The sequence below is a fragment of the Variovorax soli NBRC 106424 genome (assembly GCF_001591385.1).
Lineage (GTDB): Bacteria > Pseudomonadota > Gammaproteobacteria > Burkholderiales > Burkholderiaceae_C > Variovorax > Variovorax soli.
In genome coordinates, this window is record NZ_BCUU01000012.1 from 19,318 (window position 1) to 36,794 (window position 17,477).

Here is a 17,477-nt window from a genome sequence, read left to right on the forward strand (position 1 = left end):
TTGGCAGGGCACCCGGCAGGTGCCCCATTGTCACAAAAGGACGGGTCGCGATGCAGCGACTTCAGGCGAGCGATGAGAGCCGGTCCTTGACGAGCATGGAGCCGTCGGGCTGCGTGTCCACGAAGCCGCGCTCCTCCAGGTCCTTCATCACGCGGCTCACCATTTCGCGCGAGGCGCCGACCATCTTGGCGAGGTCCTGGCGGGAAATCTTCTCGCGGATCTTCTTGTTGCCCTGGCCGTCGTCCACCGCGAATTCAAGCAGCGAGCGCGCCACGCGGCCATAGACGTCCATCAGCGCCAGCGACTCGATCTTGCGATCGGCATGGCGCAGGCGCGCCACCAGGCCGCGCAGGATATTGAAGGACATGGAATTGTTCTCGGGCAGCACGCGCGAGAAGGCCTCGCGCCCGAGCATGAGCACGTCGGTCTGCACCTCGGTGCGCACGGTGGCCGAATGCGGCTCGTCGTCGATGAGGCTCATCTCGCCGATGTAGTCGCCCGGCTGCAGCGTCGCCAGGATGACTTCCCGGCCCCGGTTGTCGGTGCTCATCACGCGGGCGCGGCCCGTCAGGATGATGTAGAGCGCATCGGACTTCTTGCCCTGCTCCACCACCACCTCGGCTCGCTTGAAGCGCTTCTTGACGATGGCGTCGGCGATGCTCGCCGACTGCGCCGCAGTCAATGCCGAAAAGAGCGGCACACGCCGAAGGAGTTCGAGGTTGGAAAGCATCGACATTCTTCAGGATCCCTCTCTAAAGGCGCGCGGCTTTTCATGGATTCATACAATCGCGCGCATTGAAAACATCGTGACGCCCATTTGGAACCGGGCACGGATACTTCGTATCCATCAATTTCTTGAAAATGTACACGCACCGGGCGTGTATTTACATCTTTTACAGGCTTTCCCCAATGTCCACTACCCAGCATGCCAAGGTACTCATTCTCGGCTCCGGCCCCGCGGGCTATACCGCCGCAGTCTATGCTGCGCGCGCCAACCTGCAGCCCATGCTGATCACCGGCATCGCACAAGGCGGCCAGTTGATGACCACGACCGAGGTGGACAACTGGCCAGCCGACGTGCACGGTGTCCAGGGCCCGGACCTGATGCAGCGCTTCCTGGAGCATGCGGAGCGGTTCAAGACGCAGATCGTGTTCGATCACATCAACAAGGTCGACTTCAGCAAGCGCCCGTTCACCCTGACCGGCGACAGCGGCACCTATACCTGCGATGCGTTGATCATCGCGACCGGCGCCTCGGCCAAGTACCTCGGCCTTCCGTCCGAGCAGAACTTCATGGGCCGCGGCGTGTCGGGCTGCGCCACGTGCGACGGCTTCTTCTACCGCGAGCAGGAAGTCTGCGTCATCGGTGGCGGCAACACCGCCGTGGAAGAAGCGCTGTACCTCTCCAACATCGCCAGCAAGGTCACGCTGGTGCATCGCCGCGACAAGTTCAAGGCCGAGCCGATCCTGGTGGACAAGCTCCATGAGAAGGTCGCCGAAGGCAAGATCGAACTCAAGCTGCACAACACGCTGGACGAGGTGCTGGGCGACGATTCGGGCGTGACCGGCATCCGGCTGAAGAACACGCAGACGGGCGGCACCGAGGACCTGCAGCTCAAGGGCTGCTTCATCGCCATCGGCCACCACCCCAACACCGACATCTTCCAGGGCCAGCTCGAGATGAAGGACGGCTACATCCTGACCAAGTCGGGTCTTCAAGGCATGGCCACCATGACCAGCGTGCCGGGCGTGTTCGCGGCGGGCGACGTGCAGGACCATGTCTACCGCCAGGCCATCACCAGCGCCGGTACCGGCTGCATGGCGGCGCTGGACGCGCAGCGCTTCCTCGAGCAGGAATAAGCGCCATCCGCCGGGTCAGGCTATAATCCATGGCTTTGCCAAATTTGGCGCGCACGATTTGCAATGAATCGGCGCACAGGCAAAGCCGGGTTACCGCCACCCGTTTACTGGCGAGGTCAAGCTGAAACCCACCGAATCGGGGCCACCCCCGTCAGGTGCCAGCTGTTCATGAAAGAGTGTCCTCATGGCACGCGTATGTGAAGTCACGGGCAAGGGCCCGATGGTCGGGAACAACGTTTCCCACGCCAACAACAAAACCAAGCGCCGGTTCATGCCGAACCTGCAATACCGTCGTTTCTGGGTCGAAAGCGAAAACCGCTGGGTCCGTCTGCGCGTTTCCAGCGCAGCCCTGCGCCTGATCGACAAGAACGGCATCGACGCCGTGCTCGCAGACCTGCGTGCACGTGGCCAAGCCTAAGGAGCACGATCATGGCAACGAGCAAAGGCGGACGCGAAAAGATCAAGCTGGAATCCACCGCGGGTACCGGCCACTTCTACACGACCAGCAAGAACAAGAAGACGATGCCTGAAAAGATGTCGATCATGAAGTTCGACCCCAAGGCGCGCAAGCACGTCGAATACAAGGAAATCAAGCTGAAGTAATTCGGCTTTCTTCCCCGCAAGAAACCCGCTGCGATCCAGCGGGTTTTTTGTTGCCCGCTTCTTCTGGGCGGAGAGGCGCGCCGGCCAGCAGGCCCCACCCTCCCCAGGGCGCCTGCCACCCTCGGCTCAGGCATAAAAAAACCGACCCTTTCGGGTCGGTTTTTCTTGGAGGGATGGCCCGATCAGGCCCGGGCAGCGCGCAGGCGCACCGAGAAGTCCCTCAGCGCCGCAATGCCGCTGGCTTCCGCGCGATGGCACCAGGCGGCCAGGTCGGCGGTGAGTTGCTCTCGCGACTGCGAGGTATTGAGCCACATCTGGCGCAGTTCTTCGCGCATGGTGACCATCTTGTCCAGCACCGGGTGGGCGGCGCGCGCCTGGGCCAGGTTCTGGCGGGCGGAGGCCGGCACCTTGTCGTCGTCACGGTGCAGCCAGCGCTTGGCGCCCTTGAGCACCGACAGGTCGGCGCCCTTGGCCTGGAGCGCCTCAATCTCGGCCTTGCAGGCACGGCGCATCTCGCGGGCGTAGCGGGCCATGACTTCGTAGCGGTTGGCGATGACGGCCTCGAGCGTCTTCTCGTCTGCCACGGCCTGGACGGTCCCCATTTGCAGCTTCGGCGGAACCTTCTTGACCTTGGCCCAGCCCACGGCCTGCATCATGCGGATGTAGACCCAGCCGATGTCGAACTCGTACTTCTTGACCGAGAACTTGGCCGACGTCGGGTAGGTGTGGTGGTTGTTGTGCAGTTCCTCGCCGCCGATGATGATGCCCCACGGCGAGATGTTGGTGCTGGCGTCGGGCGCCTCGAAGTTGCGATAGCCCCAGTAGTGGCCGATGCCGTTGATGATGCCGGCGGCCGTGATGGGGATCCAGAGCATCTGCACCGCCCACACGGTCGCGCCGATGGCGCCGAACAGGGCCAGGTTCAGGATCAGCATGAGGCCCACGCCCTGCCAGCTGTAGCGGCTGTACAGGTTGCGCTCGATCCAGTCGTCAGGCACGCCATGGCTGAACTTGGCGATGGTCTCGGCGTTCTTGGCTTCCGCACGGTAGAGCTCGGCGCCACGCCACAACACGGTTTCGATGCCGCGCGTCTGCGGGCTGTGCGGATCGTCTTCGGTTTCGCACTTGGCGTGGTGCTTGCGGTGGATGGCGACCCACTCGCGGGTGACCATGCCGGTGCCGATCCACAGCCAGAAACGGAAGAAATGCGATGGAATGGGGCCCAGGTCCATGGCGCGGTGCGCCTGGGTGCGGTGCAGGAAGATCGTGACGGCCGCGATGGTGATGTGCGTGGTCGCCAGCGTGTACAGCACGATCTGCCACCAGCTGAGATCCCACAAGCCGTTGGCGAGCCAGTCGATGGCAGAGCTCACAACAGCAGAATCAGTAAAAAACAACTTTGGTTCTCCATGGCCGCGCGAAGGCACGGCTCTCAGTTGAAGCCGTCATTTTACCGGAGGGCCCCAAAAAAGACCTTTGATTTCCCTCAAGAAATGACGCGAATTCAAAGATCGGGGCGTTTCGCGGGATTTCCAGCTACTTGCGCTTCCAGACGGCGGCAAAGAAGCCGTCGGTGTCCTGCCGGTGCGGCCAGAGGCGCAAATAGCGCATGCCGTTCTCCCCGCCGGCGCACAGCCCGGCTGCGTCCTGGACCTTGAGCCCCTCCAGAAGCGTCCCGGCGTCCTGCGGCTCGAAATCGGGGTTGGCGGCGCCGAACGCCTCGGCGATGGCCTCATTCTCCTCCGGCAGCACGCTGCAGGTGGCGTAAACCAGCCGCCCGCCCGACTTCACCAGCCGCGCGGCGCTTTGGAGGATGGCGGCCTGCTTGACCGTCAGCTCTGCCACGGATTGGGGCGACTGACGCCATTTCAGGTCGGGGTTGCGGCGCAGCGTGCCCAGGCCCGAACACGGGGCGTCGACCAGCACCCGGTCGATCTTCCCGGCCAGCCGCTTCACCCGGTCGTCGCGCTCGTGCGCAATGGCTGCCGGGTGCACGTTCGACAGCTTGCTGCGGGCCAGCCGCGGCTTGAGGGCATCCAGCCGATGTGCCGAGACATCGAATGCGTACAGGCGCCCGGTGCTGCGCATGGAGGCGCCGATGGCCAGGGTCTTGCCGCCGGCGCCGGCGCAGAAGTCGACCACCATCTCGCCGCGCTTGGCATCGAGCAGCAAGGCCAGCAATTGGGAGCCCTCGTCCTGCACTTCGATGGCGCCGCGGGCAAAGGCGTCCAGCCGGGTCAGCGCCGGCTTGCCTTCGATGCGCAGCCCCCAGGGCGAATACGCCGTCGGCGCGGCCTGGATGCCGGCCAGCTTGAGTTCCTTCTGCACGTCCACCCGCTTGTCGCTCAGGGCGTTGACCCGCAGATCCAGCGGTGCCGGGCGCAGCAGCGACTCGGCCAGCGGCCAGAACGCGTCGCCCAGCTGCGCCTTGAGCGGCGCCACCAGCCATTCGGGCAGGTTGTGGCGATGCCGCTCCAGCAGGTCCGCGGGCTTGACGGCGTCGCAGGCCTTCAGCCAGGCCGATTCCGTGTCGTTCAGGGCGCTGTGCAGGAAGTCGCGCGGCCCGTGGAAGCCCAGGATGGCCATGCGCCGCTCCTTGGGCCCGCTGCCCGAGGGCGCGAAGTGGTCGTAGCGCAGCTTGTTGCGCAGGACGTTGTAGACGGTCTCCGCCAGGGTCGCGCGCTCGCGCGGCCCGAGTTCGCGGTGCTCGCGGAAGTAGCGCGAAACGACGGCGTCCGCCGGGTGATCGAATTTCAGGACGAGGCCCACCAGTTCGGCGGTGGCGTCCAACAAGGCTTTGGGATGCATAGCGGTCGATTGTCCCCGGTCTACATCGACCGCGGCGGAATGACGGCCCGGGAGGCTGTTACGTCCTGGTCCAGATCGGCCCGCGCGCCTCGCGCTGGATATCGTGCAGCGTCGGCGAATGGCCGGCCCACAGCACCAGGGTGGCACCGGGCAGGCTCAGCGTCTGCTCCAGATGGCGGCAGAGCTGGTAGCGTTCCTCGTCTGCCAAGCCGGGCAACTCCACGAACAGGATGTACGCACGCCGCCACGGAAATTCGCGCAGGTTCTTGCGCACCAGCCAGGCCCGCGCGATCGGATGGCAGCGCACCAGGTCGGCCTGCAGTTCCCCCATCTCGAAGTCGCTCAGGTCGTGCATCGTGATCTGGCTGAAATAAGGCGTGCCGGCAATTTCCTCCCAGGCCCGGTGCTCGGCCTCTTCCGCTTCCTTCAGGCGGGCGCGCCATTGCTTGAGGGCGGCTTCGTCGTGCGCGCCGGCGTCCGGGTTCTCCAGCAGGGCGACGGCGGTCTTGGCCGCCCACCAGCGGCTGGCCGTTCCCGACAGGTACAGGCGCGCCAGGACCGGCAGCCGCGCCTCGCGGTCCAGGGCCGGCAGCATCTGCACATAGCCGCGCAGGGCGCCGGCATGCTCGGGCGTGAGTTCCAGCGCGCGCTCGTAGCGGCTGCGCACATCGGCGTGGATGTCCAGGCGGCGTTCGAGATCGGCCCACTCGACCATTTCATCGGCGTTGTTGCGGCCGGCGCTGGCCGCCAGCGCATCGACACGCTCCCGCACTCGCTTGAGGTAGCCGTGGTGCTGCTTCCAGTCGTTGACATGCTCGCGGCACCATTCGCGATCGAAGTGCTCGACCCACTTCTCGCCCCGGTCCGCCAGCATGTCCAGCGCCGGCTTGGCCGACCATTCCGGAAGCACCGCCTTTTCCTCGAAGGCCTCCAGCCGGTCGCGCAGCACCGGATGCGTGTCGTCGACATCGCTCACCCGGCGCATGGCGCCACGCAGCGCCTCGCGGGCAAACGCGGTTTCGGGTGCGGCCCGCAACTGCGTGCGCAGCGCGGTGAACGGGCCGACCGGCACGGCTTCGCTCGCGGCGCGCGCCCAATGCGCGGGCCAGAAGCTCTGGGCATACCAGGCGCCCTTCACGGCAATCTCTGTCAACGCGGCAGCCGCCACGGAGGTGCCCAGCAGCCTGGCCGAGATGCGGTCGGCCTCGTATTCGTCCTGGCGGGCCAGTGCGAATGTCTTGGCAGCAAAGCGGGGGAAGTACCAACGGAAAAAGGCCTGCGACACCGCGGCCATCAGCCCCTCGTTGCGCTGCAGGCTCTCGTCCAGCTTGAGCCAGGACAGGCGGGTGCGGTAGATCCAGGCACTCAGCCGGCCGTGGTTGCCGCGTAGGTGCCCGTATTCATGCGCCAGCACCGACAGCAGCCGGCGGCGGTCCAGCGCCATCAGGAGCGGCAGGCCCACGCTCAGGTAATTGACGGCGCCGCCCAGCAGGCCGAAACGCGGCAGCTGGCGGATGCTGGCGTTGAAGTCGCTGTCCAGGTAGACATGGTGGACGGGCGGACCGTCGATGCGGTCGCGGATGCGGTCCAGCGCGTCGAACAGGCGCGGCGCGTCCTCGCGCTCCAGGCGGACGCCCTCCGGCCGGTCGAAGCTCACCCACAGGGCGCGCAGGGTCGCCCACAGCAGGCCCAGCGCAAACAGCCCCACCCAGACACGGCCGAAGTGGCCCGTGCCCTGGCGGCCGAAGGAGCCGGCCACCCAGACCAGCAGCCCGACAGCCAGCAGCAGGCAGGCCAGCACCCAGGCGTAGCCCAGCGCCGCGAAAAGGGCGACGCTGCGCCGATAGCGCGCACTGTCATCGGCACTGTCGTGCTCGCTCAACCGCACCAGGTGGACGAAGTCGGCCCGATCCAAATCAATCCCTTAGATGTTTAAGGGAATGTTAAACGTCAAGTTTGGCGGCCAAGCCGCCGGGGCAACAGGCGAGCCGCTTCCGTGAATTAAGCCCGTGGCGAAATTGCTTCAGTCGGCCTTTCGGCCCGCCAGGAAGGTCTCGATGGCCTGCGGATAAATCACGTGCTCCTGCGCCAGCACGCGGGCGGCCAGGCTTTGAGCGGTGTCGCCCGGCAGTAAGGGAACCTCGGCGCGGGCCAGGATCGGCCCGTGGTCCAGTTCGGCCGTGACCTCGTGCACCGTGGCGCCCGCCACCGAATGGCCCGCATCGATGGCGCGTTGATGCGTGTTGAGCCCTGGGAAGTGCGGCAGCAGCGAAGGATGGATGTTCAGCAGTCGCCCCGCATAGTGCGCCACGAAGCCGGGGGTGAGGATGCGCATGAATCCGGCCAGCACCACCAGCGCCGGCCGATGGCTGTCGATGGCTGCGGCCAGCGCCGCATCGAAGTCTTCGCGCGAGGCGAAGTCGCGGTGCTTCACCACGGCCGTGGCAATGCCGCGCTCGCGCGCGAAGGCCAGCCCCTGCGCCTCCTCCTTGTTGCTGATGACGGCCGCCACCCGCGCGCCGAACCTTTGTGCCCAGTCATTCGATGCCGCCGCATTCACGATGGCAGCCATGTTGGAGCCGCCTCCCGATATCAAGATCACGATGTTCTTCGTCATGCCGGCACGGATTATCCTAGTGTCGCGTTTCGGACTGGGCGGCACGAACGAGCGTGCTAAAAACTTGGATTCTCTGGAGACATCCCATGGATTTGGCCTTTACCCCCGAGGAACTGAAGTTCCGCGAAGACATCCGTGCCTGGGTTGCAGAAAACCTGCCCAAGGACCTCTCGCACAAAGTGCACAACGCCCTTGAGCTCTCGCGCGACGATATGCAGCGCTGGGCCAAGATCCTGGGCAAGAAGGGCTGGCTCGGCTATGGCTGGCCCAAGGAATTCGGCGGCCCCGGCTGGACCGCCGTGCAAAAGCACCTGTTCGAGGAAGAAACCGCACTGGCCGGCGCGCCGCGCATCATCCCCTTCGGCCCCGTGATGGTGGCCCCGGTGATCATGGCCTTCGGCACGCCCGAGCAGCACAAGCGCTTCCTGCCCGGCATTGCCAGCGGCGAAGTCTGGTGGAGCCAGGGCTACAGCGAGCCGGGTTCGGGCTCCGACCTGGCGTCCGTGCGCACCCGTGCAGAGCGCAAGGGCGACAAGTACATCATCAACGGCCAGAAGACCTGGACCACGCTCGGCCAGCACGGCGACTGGATGTTCAACCTGGTTCGCACCAGCAACGAGGGCAAGCCGCAGACCGGCATCAGCTTCATCGTGCTGGACATGAAGTCGCCCGGCGTCACCGTGCGCCCCATCAAGCTGATGGACGGCGGCTTCGAGGTCAACGACGTGTTCTTCGACAACGTCGAGGTGCCGGCCGAGAACCTCATCGGCGAAGAGAACAAGGGCTGGACCTACGCCAAGCACCTGCTCAGCCACGAGCGCACCAACATCGCCGACGTGAACCGCGCCAAGCGCGAGCTGGAGCGCCTCAAGCGCATCGCCAGGAAGGAAGGCGTGTGGGACGACCCGCGCTTCCGCGACGAGATCGCCAAGCTCGAGGTCGACGTGGTCGCCCTCGAGATGCTGGTGCTGCGTGTGCTCTCGGCCGAGAAGTCGGGCAAGAACTCGCTGGACATCGCGGGCCTGCTCAAGATCCGCGGCAGCGAGATCCAGCAGCGCTACAGCGAGCTGATGATGCTGGCCGGCGGCCCCTACGCGCTGCCGCTCATCCGCGAAGCGATGGAAGCCGGCTGGCAGGGCAACTTCCCCGGCGGCCACCCCGAACTGGCCCCGCTGGCCAGCACCTACTTCAACATGCGCAAGACCACCATCTACGGCGGTTCCAACGAAGTGCAGCGAAACATCGTGGCGCAAACCCTGCTGGGCTGAGGAGACATCGACATGGACTTCAATTTTTCCGACGACCAGCAGCAGCTGCGCGACGCCGTCGCCAAGTGGGTTGAAAAGGGCTACGGCTTCGAGCGCCGCCGTGAAATCGAAAAGGCCGGCGGCTTCTCGCGCGAGGCCTGGGACGAACTGGCCGAGCTGGGCCTGGGCGGCCTCTACATTCCCGAAGACGAAGGCGGCCTGGGCATGGGTGCCGTCGAAGGCATGGTGGTGATGGAAGAGCTGGGCCGCGGCATCGTGCTCGAGCCGCTGGCACAAGCCTTCATTGCCGGCGCCGTGCTGGCCGGCCATGCCGACCAGGACACCAAGGACAACTGGCTGCCGCGCATCGCCGGCGGCCAGGCGCTGGTGGTGCTGGCCTACCAGGAGCGCAAGGCGCGCTACAAGCTCGACGTGTGCGAGGCCAAGGCGGCGCAAGCCGGTGGTGGCTGGACCGTGACGGGCACCAAGAGCGTGGTGCCCGCGGGCGACGAGGCCGACGCCTTCCTGGTGCCGGCACAGGCCGGCGGCAAGATCGCACTCTTCCTGGTCGAGCGCGCGGCCAGCGGCGTCGAGACCAAGGGCTACGGCACGCAGGATGGCAGCCGCGCCGCCGAGGTGGTGTTCAGCAACGCCGCCGCCACCCTGATCGCGGCCGATGGCCTGCCGGTGCTCGAGCACGCGGTGGACATCGGCATTGCCGCACTGTGCGCCGAGGCGGTGGGCGTGATGGACAAGACCCTGGCCATCACCGTCGAGTACCTCAACACGCGCAAGCAGTTCGGCGTGCTCATCGGCAGCTTCCAGGCCCTGCGCCACCGCGCGGCCGACATGAAGATGCAGTTGGAACTGGCCCGCTCCATGAGCTACTACGCCAGCCTCAAGCTCAATGCCCCGGCCGCCGAGCGCCGCCAGGCCATCGCACGTGCCAAGTACCAGCTGGGCCAGTCCATGCGCTACATCAGCCAGCAGGCAGTGCAGTTGCACGGCGGCATCGGCGTGACCGACGAGTACATCGTGAGCCACTACTTCCGCAAGCTCACGCAGCTGGAAATGACCTTCGGCGACAGCCTGCACCACCTGTGCGAAGTGTCGGCGCGCATGCAGGACACGGCCGGCGTCTTTGCTTGACCTGAAGCCTCCCGGCTTTTCACTCCGCTTCGCTGCGTGTAATTCGCCACCTCCCGGGGAGGGGGCCTCACCAGCGGCCCGGCAAAGCCGGTTCCGCGGTGTGGGGCTGGCCTCCAAAATTGAAACGCCCGCCGACTCGCGCCGACGGGCGTTTTCAATTGGAGCTTCTGGCCGCTACCCGTGCAGCCGCGAGTCGCGCGGCAGGTGAGCCATCAGGAACTCCATCTGGTCGGCCAGGATGCGGCGGTTGCGCAGGATGAAGTCTTCCCACAGGCTCGGCACGTACGGGGTGTACAGCAGCGACATGCCCGCCTGCTCCGGCGTGCGGCTGCTCTTGCGGTGGTTGCAGGCGCGGCAGGCCGTGACCACGTTCATCCAGGTGTCCTGCCCGTTCTGGGCAAAGGGCCGGATGTGCTCCCGCGTCAGGTCCTCGTCATGGAAGTGGCCGCCGCAGTAGGCGCAGATGTTGCGGTCGCGCGCGAAGAGCTTGCTGTTGGTCAGGCCCGGGCGCTGCGTGAAGGGGTTGATCTTGGGCACGCCCTTGGTGCCGATGATGCTGTTGACGGCAATCTGCGACTGCTGGCCCGTGATGGCGTTGGTGCCGCCGCGAAACAGCGCCACCTGGGCACCGACTTCCCAGCGCACTTCATCCGCCGCGTAGTGGGTGACCGCCTGCTCCAGCGATATCCACGATTGCGGCAGCCCTTGGGCCGACAGCTTCAAGACCTTCACCACCTACGCCTCCTCGTTTCAAAACAGGAACGGGCAATTGATTCCGATCAACGCGTCACAATATATACCGCTTTCATGACAAATAGCCTGCTGGGGGCCATTGGCCGGGCGCAGCGTGCTATCAAAAAGATACTCGACTCATGCAGATCTTCCGTGGTTTCCGTCATCCCGGCGTGGCGCGGGCCTGTGCCCTGACCATCGGCAATTTCGACGGGGTGCACCGGGGCCACCAGGCGATGCTGGCCCTGCTGACCACCGAAGCCCGGCACCGCGGCGTGCCCAGCTGCGTCCTGACCTTCGAGCCGCATCCGCGCGACTATTTCGCGCAGGTGGCGCGCAAGCCCGAGCTGGCCCCCGCGCGCATCGGCACCCTGCGCGACAAGCTCAGCGAGCTGGCCGCCTGCGGCGTCGACCAGACAGTGGTGCTGCCCTTCGACGCCCGGCTGGCCAGCCGGACGCCCGACGAGTTCATCGAGCAGGTGCTGATCGAGGGCCTGGGCGCCCGCTACGTCCTGGTGGGCGACGACTTCCGCTTTGGCGCCAAGCGGGCCGGCGACTACGCCATGCTCGACGCCGCCGGGGCTGCACGCGGCTTCGACGTGGCGCGCATGATGAGCTACGAGGTGCACGGCCAGCGCGTGTCCAGCTCCGCCGTGCGGGAGGCGCTGGCCGCCGGCGACATGGCCCACGCCCAGAACCTGCTGGGCCGGCCCTACGCCATCTCGGGCCATGTGGTGCACGGGCGCAAGCTGGGCCGCGGACTGGGCGCCTCCGAGCCCGGGCGCGACGACGGTTTTCGCACGCTCAACCTGCGCTTCAAGCACTGGAAGCCGGCCGCCAGCGGCATCTTCGCGGTGCTGGTGCATGGGCTGCACGAAACGCCCTTGCCGGGCGTGGCCAACCTGGGCGTGCGCCCGTCCCTGGACGCCAATGACGTCAACGGCGGGCGCGTGCTGCTGGAAACGCATTGCCTCGAATGGCCGTCCCACCTGGGCGCCGAAGGGGCCTACGGTAAAATCGTGCGCGTGGAACTCCTGCACAAACTGCACGACGAGCTGCGCTACAACAGCCTCGAGGCCCTGACGGCGGGTATCGCCAAGGACCGGGACGACGCACGTGCGTTCTTCGGTTCCACCCATCGGCAGACCACGCGCGACCGAATTTGAGCGGCGGAAGGTCTTACTTCGCTTCCGCAGGGCCTGAATTTCAACGCCCAAGCTGCTGCCAAGAATCTTTCCGCCTGTCCCGCCCAGACGACGAGGACGCCCGCCGGCATCGGCCGCGTCCTTCATCAAGAACCATTGAATGAAGACGCCGCAGGGCGGCGCCTTCCCCCGGACACCTCGGAATTCCTACGGACACACCATGGCTGACACCCCCACCGACAGCGCTGCCGCCACCGACTACCGCGCCACGCTGAACCTGCCCGACACGCCCTTCCCCATGCGTGGCGACCTGCCCAAGCGCGAGCCGGGCTGGGTCAAGGAATGGAACCACGAAGGTCGCTACCAGCGCCTGCGCGACGCCCGCCACGGCGCGCCGAAGTTCATCCTGCACGACGGCCCGCCCTACGCCAACGGCCAGATCCACATGGGCCACGCGGTGAACAAGATCCTGAAGGACATGATCACCAAGGCGCGCCAGCTCGAAGGCTACGACGCGCTGTACGTGCCCGGCTGGGACTGCCACGGCCTGCCGATCGAGAACGCCATCGAGAAGAAGCACGGCCGCAACCTCAGCCGCGACGAGATGCAGGCCAAGAGCCGCGCCTACGCCACCGAGCAGATCGCACAGCAGATGACCGACTTCCAGCGCCTGGGCGTGCTGGGCGAGTGGACGCATCCGTACAAGACCATGGACTACGCCAACGAGGCCGGCGAGATCCGCGCCTTCAAGCGGGTGATCGAGCGCGGCTTCGTGTACCGCGGCCTCAAGCCGGTGTACTGGTGCTTCGACTGCGGCTCCTCGCTGGCCGAGTTCGAGATCGAATACCAGGACAAGAAGAGCCAGACGCTCGACGTCGCGTTCAAGGCGCACGACCCGGCCAGGCTCGCCGCCGCCTTCGGCCTGCCCAAGCTCGAGAAAGACGCCTTCATCGTCATCTGGACCACCACCGCCTGGACCATCCCGGCCAACCAGGCGCTCAACCTGAACCCGGAGCTGGATTACTCGCTGGTCGACACCGAGCGGGGCCTGCTGGTGCTGGCCGCCTCGCTGGTCGAGATGTGCATGAACCGCTACGCGCTGGACGGCAAGGTGCTGGCCACGGTCAAGGGTGAGAAGCTCGGCGGCCTGGAGTTCGAGCATCCGCTGTACGACGTGAAGAGCGAGGACGGCACCCACGGCTACCGGCGCCTGTCCCCGGTGTACCTGGCCGACTACGCCACCGCCACCGACGGCACCGGTATCGTGCACTCGTCGCCGGCCTACGGCGTGGACGACTTCAACTCCTGCATCTCGCACGGCGTGAAGTACGAGGACATCCTGAACCCGGTCCAGGGCAACGGCAGCTACGCGCCCGACTTTCCGCTCTTCGGCGGCCAGAACATCTGGAAGGCCGTGCCGGTCATCATCGGCGCGCTGCGCGATGCCAACCGCCTGCTGACGACCGAAGTCATCACGCACAGCTACCCGCACTGCTGGCGCCACAAGTCGCCGGTGATCTACCGCGCGGCTGCGCAGTGGTTCATCCGCATGGACGAGGGCGAAGGCGTGTTCACCAAGGACAAGGCCGGCAAGACGCTGCGCCAGATGGCGCTGGACGCCATCGAGCAGACCAGCTTCTACCCCGAGAACGGCAAGGCCCGGCTGCACGACATGATCGCCAACCGGCCCGACTGGTGCATCTCGCGCCAGCGCAGCTGGGGCGTGCCGATCCCCTTCTTCCTGCACAAGGATTCGGGCGAGCTGCACCCGCGCACCATGGAGATCCTCGACCAGGCGGCAGACATCGTCGAAAAGGGCGGCATCGAGGCCTGGAGCCGCGTCACGACCGAGGAGATTCTCGGCGCGCAAGACGCGCCGAGCTACACCAAGAGCACCGACATCCTGGAGGTGTGGTTCGACTCCGGCTCCACCTTCCAGCACGTGCTGCGCGGCACGCATGCGCCCCAATTCCATGAAAGCGGCCCCGAGGCCGACCTGTACCTGGAAGGCCACGACCAGCACCGCGGCTGGTTCCACTCGTCGCTGCTGCTGGCCTGCGCGCTGTACGGCCGTGCGCCGTACAAGGGTCTGCTGACGCACGGCTTCACCGTCGACAGCCAGGGCCGCAAGATGAGCAAGTCGCTGGGCAATGGCATCGACCCGCAAGAGGTCAGCAAGAAGCTGGGCGCCGAGATCATCCGCCTGTGGGTGGCGGCCAGCGACTACTCCGGCGACATCGCCGGTGACGACAAGATCCTGGCCCGCGTGGTGGATGCGTACCGCCGCATCCGCAACACGCTGCGCTTCCTGATGGCCAACACCAGCGACTTCGACATCGAGAAGGACCTGGTGCCGCTGGACGAGATGCTGGAGATCGACCGCTTCGCGCTCAGCCGCGCGGCCCAGTTCCAGGCCGAGATCCTGGCGCACTACAAGGTCTACGAGTTCCACCCCGTGGTGGCCAAGCTGCAGGTCTACTGCAGCGAAGACCTCGGCGCCTTCTACCTCGACGTGCTCAAGGACCGCCTCTACACCACGGCCGCCAACTCCAAGGCGCGGCGCAGCGCGCAGACGGCCCTGTGGCACATCACCCAGGCCATGCTGCGCTGGATGGCTCCCTTCCTCAGCTTCACCGCGGAAGAGGCCTGGGCCATCGTGGCTGCCGATGCCGACAAGGGCCAGTCGATCTTCACGCAGACCTACCTCGACCTGGGCGAGCCGGACGAGGCGCTGCTGACCAAGTGGTCGCGCATCCGCGAAGTGCGCGACGCGGTCAACAAGGAGATCGAGAACGTTCGCACCGAAGGCAAGGTCGGCTCATCGCTGCAGGCCAACGTGCGGCTGGCGGCCAACGAGCAGGACCACGCCCTGCTCGCCAGCCTCGGCGACGACCTGAAGTTCGTGCTGATCACCTCGGCGGTCGAACTGCTGGCAGGCGCCGAGCTGGCCGTGCAGGTGGTGCCGAGCACGGCCCTGAAGTGCGAGCGCTGCTGGCACTGGCGCGCCGACGTGGGCCACGACGTGGACCACCCCACCCTGTGCGGCCGCTGCACCAGCAACCTGTGGGGCGCGGGCGAACAGCGCCAAGTCGCATGATGTCGAGCGCTCCTCCCGTGGCCGGCGGCACCCGGCCCGCCATCTGGCCCTGGCTGCTGGCCGCGCTGCTCATCGTGGTGGCCGACCAGTTCACCAAGGCGGTGATCCTGGCGAACTACCGCTACGCCGACCAGACGGTGGTCACCAGCTTCTTCAACATCGTGCGGGCGCACAACACCGGCGCTGCCTTTTCCTTCCTGGCCGACGCGGACGGCTGGCAGCGCTGGGCGTTCACCGGCATCGGCGTGGCGGCCGCAGTGTTCATCACCTGGATGCTCAAGTCCCACGCCGGCCAGACGCTGTTCTCGCTGTCCATGACGCTGATCCTGGGCGGCGCCATCGGCAACGTGATCGACCGGATGATGCACGGCTACGTGGTCGACTTCCTGGACTTCCACTGGGCCGGCCGGCACTTCCCCGCATTCAACCTGGCCGACAGCGCCATCACGCTGGGCGCGGTCCTGCTCGTGCTGGACGAGCTGCGCCGCATGCGCAAGCCGCAACCGTAGCCGGCGCGCCACGCGCGGGGCCGGGGCCCGCGCGTATAGTTGCCCGGATCCATGAAACATCTCTTGAACTTGCTGGCAGCGATCGCGCTGCTGGTATGGGGGACCCATCTCGTCAGAACCGGCGTCATGGGGGTGTTCGGTGCAGACCTGCGCGAGTTCCTTGCCCGCAGCATGCGCAATCGCTTCGCGGCGGCGCTGTCGGGCATCGGGGTCACGGCGCTGGTGCAGTCGAGTACCGCCACCTCGCTCATGACCTCGTCCTTCGTCGGCCAGGGCCTGGTGGCGCTGCCGGCCGCGCTGGCCGTGATGCGGGGCGCGGACATCGGCACCGCGCTGATGTCGGTGCTGTTCTCCGTCGACCTGTCCTGGCTGTCGCCGCTGTTCATCTTCATCGGCGTGGTGCTGTACATCTCGCGCCAGGCGACGCCCGCCGGGCGCTTCGGGCGCATCCTCATCGGGCTGGGCCTGATGCTGCTGGCGCTGCAGATGGTGGTCGAGGCCACGGGTCCGCTGTTCGAAGCGCCACCGGTGCGCGCACTGCTGGCATCGCTGACCAGCGACGTGCTGCTGGAGATCACGCTGGGCGCGGCACTGGCCGTACTGGCCTACTCCAGCCTGGCCGTGGTGCTGCTGGTGGCCGCCATGGCCAGCTCGAACGTGGTGCCGCTCGATGTGGCGCTGGGCCTGGTCCTCGGCGCCAATTTGGGCAGCGGGCTGCTGGCGGTGCTCACCACGGCGAAGTCGGCGGCGGCGGTGCGCCAGGTCACGATGGGCAATCTGGTGTTCAAGGTGCTGGGCGTCGCCATGGCGGCGCCTTTTGTCGGCCTCTGGCTGCAGTACATGCGCCCGCACCTGGTTGCGCCGCAGCTGGTGGTCATGTTCCACCTGGCGCTCAATGTGGCGATGAGTCTGCTGTTCATCGGGCTGACCGACTGGGTGGCCAAGGCCATGACCCGGCTGCTGCCCGAGCCGCCGCTGCCGCCCTCGAGCCGCCGCCCGCAGCATCTGGACCCCTCCGCCCTTTCCACGCCGAGCCTGGCAATTTCCAACGCCGCGCGCGAAGCCATGCACCAGGCCGACCTGGTGGAGAGCATGCTGATCGGCATGCTGGACGTGATCCGGCGCAACGACCTGCGCCTGGCGGCCGAGTTGCGAAAGATGGACGACGACGTCGACCGCCTCTACTCGGACATCAAGTACTACCTGACCAAGATCTCGCGCGAGGCCTTGGGCGAGTCGGAAAGCCGGCGCTGGACCGACATCATCAGCTTCACCATCAACATGGAGCAGATCGGCGACATCATCGAGCGCGTGATCATCGACATCGAGGACAAGAAGATCCGCCTACACCGCAATTTCTCCGAAGCGGGCATGAACGAGATTGTCGAGCTGCACGAGCGGCTGGTGGCCAACCTGCGGCTGGGCATGAGCGTGTTCCTCAACGGCAACCTGCACGACGCGCAGCGTCTGCTGGAAGAGAAGGTGCGCTTTCGCGAACTGGAGCACCACTACGCGAGCACGCACCTGGTGCGGCTGTCGGAGCAGACCGCCTCGAGCATCGAGACCAGTTCTCTGCACATCGACCTGATCAGCGACCTCAAGCGGATCAACTCGCACATCTGCTCGATCGCCTACCCCATCCTGGATTCGGCCGGCGCGCTGGCACCCAGCCGCCTGCGCGCCTCGCGGCTGGGCGAACTGGGTTCGTAG

General features: G+C 66.3%; 15 protein-coding genes. 9 read left to right on the forward strand and 6 right to left on the reverse strand.

All coding sequences use genetic code 11. The features are described 5' to 3' along the window. Positions 1-61: 61 nt before the first annotated feature. Positions 62-736, reverse strand: a complete 675-nt coding sequence (locus VSO01S_RS05880; RefSeq protein WP_068640871.1) for a Crp/Fnr family transcriptional regulator — start codon at positions 734-736, stop codon at positions 62-64. 173 nt (positions 737-909) lie between these two features. Here VSO01S_RS05880 and trxB point away from each other — a divergent pair, with 173 nt between their 5' ends. From trxB to rpmG, 3 genes are all read left to right on the forward strand, one after another. Then, positions 910-1,860, forward strand: coding sequence for a thioredoxin-disulfide reductase (gene trxB / locus VSO01S_RS05885; RefSeq protein WP_068640872.1), 951 nt, complete (start codon positions 910-912; stop codon positions 1,858-1,860). 184 nt (positions 1,861-2,044) lie between these two features. Continuing rightward, entirely contained in the window at positions 2,045-2,278 is a 234-nt protein-coding gene (gene rpmB / locus VSO01S_RS05890; protein WP_068640873.1) for a 50S ribosomal protein L28, read from the forward strand. Between the two features lie 11 nt (positions 2,279-2,289). After that, entirely contained in the window at positions 2,290-2,463 is a 174-nt protein-coding gene (gene rpmG / locus VSO01S_RS05895; protein WP_007830291.1) for a 50S ribosomal protein L33, read from the forward strand. 182 nt (positions 2,464-2,645) lie between these two features. On the opposite strand, the gene VSO01S_RS05900 is transcribed toward rpmG, so the two are convergent. From VSO01S_RS05900 to purN, 4 genes are all read right to left on the reverse strand, one after another. Continuing rightward, positions 2,646-3,860, reverse strand: a complete 1,215-nt coding sequence (locus VSO01S_RS05900; RefSeq protein ID WP_068640874.1) for a DesA family fatty acid desaturase — start codon at positions 3,858-3,860, stop codon at positions 2,646-2,648. Positions 3,861-3,999: 139 nt separating this feature from the next. Beyond that, positions 4,000-5,271: an RsmB/NOP family class I SAM-dependent RNA methyltransferase gene (locus VSO01S_RS05905; RefSeq protein WP_068640875.1), complete on the reverse strand. Its 1,272-nt coding sequence runs from the start codon at positions 5,269-5,271 to the stop codon at positions 4,000-4,002. Positions 5,272-5,329: 58 nt separating this feature from the next. Beyond that, positions 5,330-7,186 carry a M48 family metallopeptidase gene (locus VSO01S_RS05910; protein ID WP_068640876.1) on the reverse strand — a complete coding sequence of 619 codons (1,857 nt, stop codon included), beginning with the start codon at positions 7,184-7,186 and terminating at the stop codon, positions 5,330-5,332. A 108-nt stretch (positions 7,187-7,294) separates the two neighbouring features. Next, positions 7,295-7,888 carry a phosphoribosylglycinamide formyltransferase gene (gene purN / locus VSO01S_RS05915; protein ID WP_068640877.1) on the reverse strand — a complete coding sequence of 198 codons (594 nt, stop codon included), beginning with the start codon at positions 7,886-7,888 and terminating at the stop codon, positions 7,295-7,297. An 86-nt stretch (positions 7,889-7,974) separates the two neighbouring features. On the opposite strand from purN, the gene VSO01S_RS05920 reads away from it, so the two are divergent. Beyond that, complete coding sequence (locus VSO01S_RS05920; protein WP_068640878.1) at positions 7,975-9,156, forward strand: acyl-CoA dehydrogenase family protein; 1,182 nt, start codon at positions 7,975-7,977, stop codon at positions 9,154-9,156. Positions 9,157-9,168: 12 nt separating this feature from the next. Beyond that, positions 9,169-10,284 carry an acyl-CoA dehydrogenase family protein gene (locus VSO01S_RS05925; RefSeq protein WP_068640879.1) on the forward strand — a complete coding sequence of 372 codons (1,116 nt, stop codon included), beginning with the start codon at positions 9,169-9,171 and terminating at the stop codon, positions 10,282-10,284. Between the two features lie 174 nt (positions 10,285-10,458). Here VSO01S_RS05925 and VSO01S_RS05930 read toward each other — a convergent pair whose 3' ends face one another. Continuing rightward, positions 10,459-11,016 (reverse strand): HNH endonuclease, encoded by a 558-nt coding sequence (locus VSO01S_RS05930; RefSeq protein WP_068640916.1) that lies wholly within the window; start codon positions 11,014-11,016, stop codon positions 10,459-10,461. A 140-nt stretch (positions 11,017-11,156) separates the two neighbouring features. On the opposite strand from VSO01S_RS05930, the gene VSO01S_RS05935 reads away from it, so the two are divergent. From VSO01S_RS05935 to VSO01S_RS05950, 4 genes are all read left to right on the forward strand, one after another. After that, entirely contained in the window at positions 11,157-12,182 is a 1,026-nt protein-coding gene (locus VSO01S_RS05935; protein ID WP_068640880.1) for a bifunctional riboflavin kinase/FAD synthetase, read from the forward strand. Between the two features lie 199 nt (positions 12,183-12,381). Further along, positions 12,382-15,258, forward strand: a complete 2,877-nt coding sequence (ileS, locus tag VSO01S_RS05940; protein ID WP_068640881.1) for an isoleucine--tRNA ligase — start codon at positions 12,382-12,384, stop codon at positions 15,256-15,258. After that, positions 15,258-15,767 carry a signal peptidase II gene (lspA, locus tag VSO01S_RS05945; protein ID WP_068640917.1) on the forward strand — a complete coding sequence of 170 codons (510 nt, stop codon included), beginning with the start codon at positions 15,258-15,260 and terminating at the stop codon, positions 15,765-15,767. The genes ileS and lspA overlap by 1 nt, the downstream gene beginning before the upstream one ends. 51 nt (positions 15,768-15,818) lie before the next feature. Further along, positions 15,819-17,477 (forward strand): Na/Pi cotransporter family protein, encoded by a 1,659-nt coding sequence (locus VSO01S_RS05950; protein ID WP_068640882.1) that lies wholly within the window; start codon positions 15,819-15,821, stop codon positions 17,475-17,477.

Excerpts from the sequence above, each read along its gene's own strand:
- VSO01S_RS05925 (WP_068640879.1), top strand. The coding sequence starts at position 9,169 with ATGGACTTCAATTTTTCCGACGACCAGCAGCAGCTGCGCGACGCCGTC.
- VSO01S_RS05905 (WP_068640875.1), bottom strand. The coding sequence starts at position 5,271 with ATGCATCCCAAAGCCTTGTTGGACGCCACCGCCGAACTGGTGGGCCTC.
- ileS (WP_068640881.1), top strand. The coding sequence starts at position 12,382 with ATGGCTGACACCCCCACCGACAGCGCTGCCGCCACCGACTACCGCGCC.
- trxB (WP_068640872.1), top strand. The coding sequence starts at position 910 with ATGTCCACTACCCAGCATGCCAAGGTACTCATTCTCGGCTCCGGCCCC.
- VSO01S_RS05920 (WP_068640878.1), top strand. The coding sequence starts at position 7,975 with ATGGATTTGGCCTTTACCCCCGAGGAACTGAAGTTCCGCGAAGACATC.
- rpmB (WP_068640873.1), top strand. The coding sequence starts at position 2,045 with ATGGCACGCGTATGTGAAGTCACGGGCAAGGGCCCGATGGTCGGGAAC.
- VSO01S_RS05935 (WP_068640880.1), top strand. The coding sequence starts at position 11,157 with ATGCAGATCTTCCGTGGTTTCCGTCATCCCGGCGTGGCGCGGGCCTGT.
- rpmG (WP_007830291.1), top strand. The coding sequence starts at position 2,290 with ATGGCAACGAGCAAAGGCGGACGCGAAAAGATCAAGCTGGAATCCACC.
- VSO01S_RS05880 (WP_068640871.1), bottom strand. The coding sequence starts at position 736 with ATGTCGATGCTTTCCAACCTCGAACTCCTTCGGCGTGTGCCGCTCTTT.
- lspA (WP_068640917.1), top strand. The coding sequence starts at position 15,258 with ATGTCGAGCGCTCCTCCCGTGGCCGGCGGCACCCGGCCCGCCATCTGG.
- purN (WP_068640877.1), bottom strand. The coding sequence starts at position 7,888 with ATGACGAAGAACATCGTGATCTTGATATCGGGAGGCGGCTCCAACATG.
- VSO01S_RS05950 (WP_068640882.1), top strand. The coding sequence starts at position 15,819 with ATGAAACATCTCTTGAACTTGCTGGCAGCGATCGCGCTGCTGGTATGG.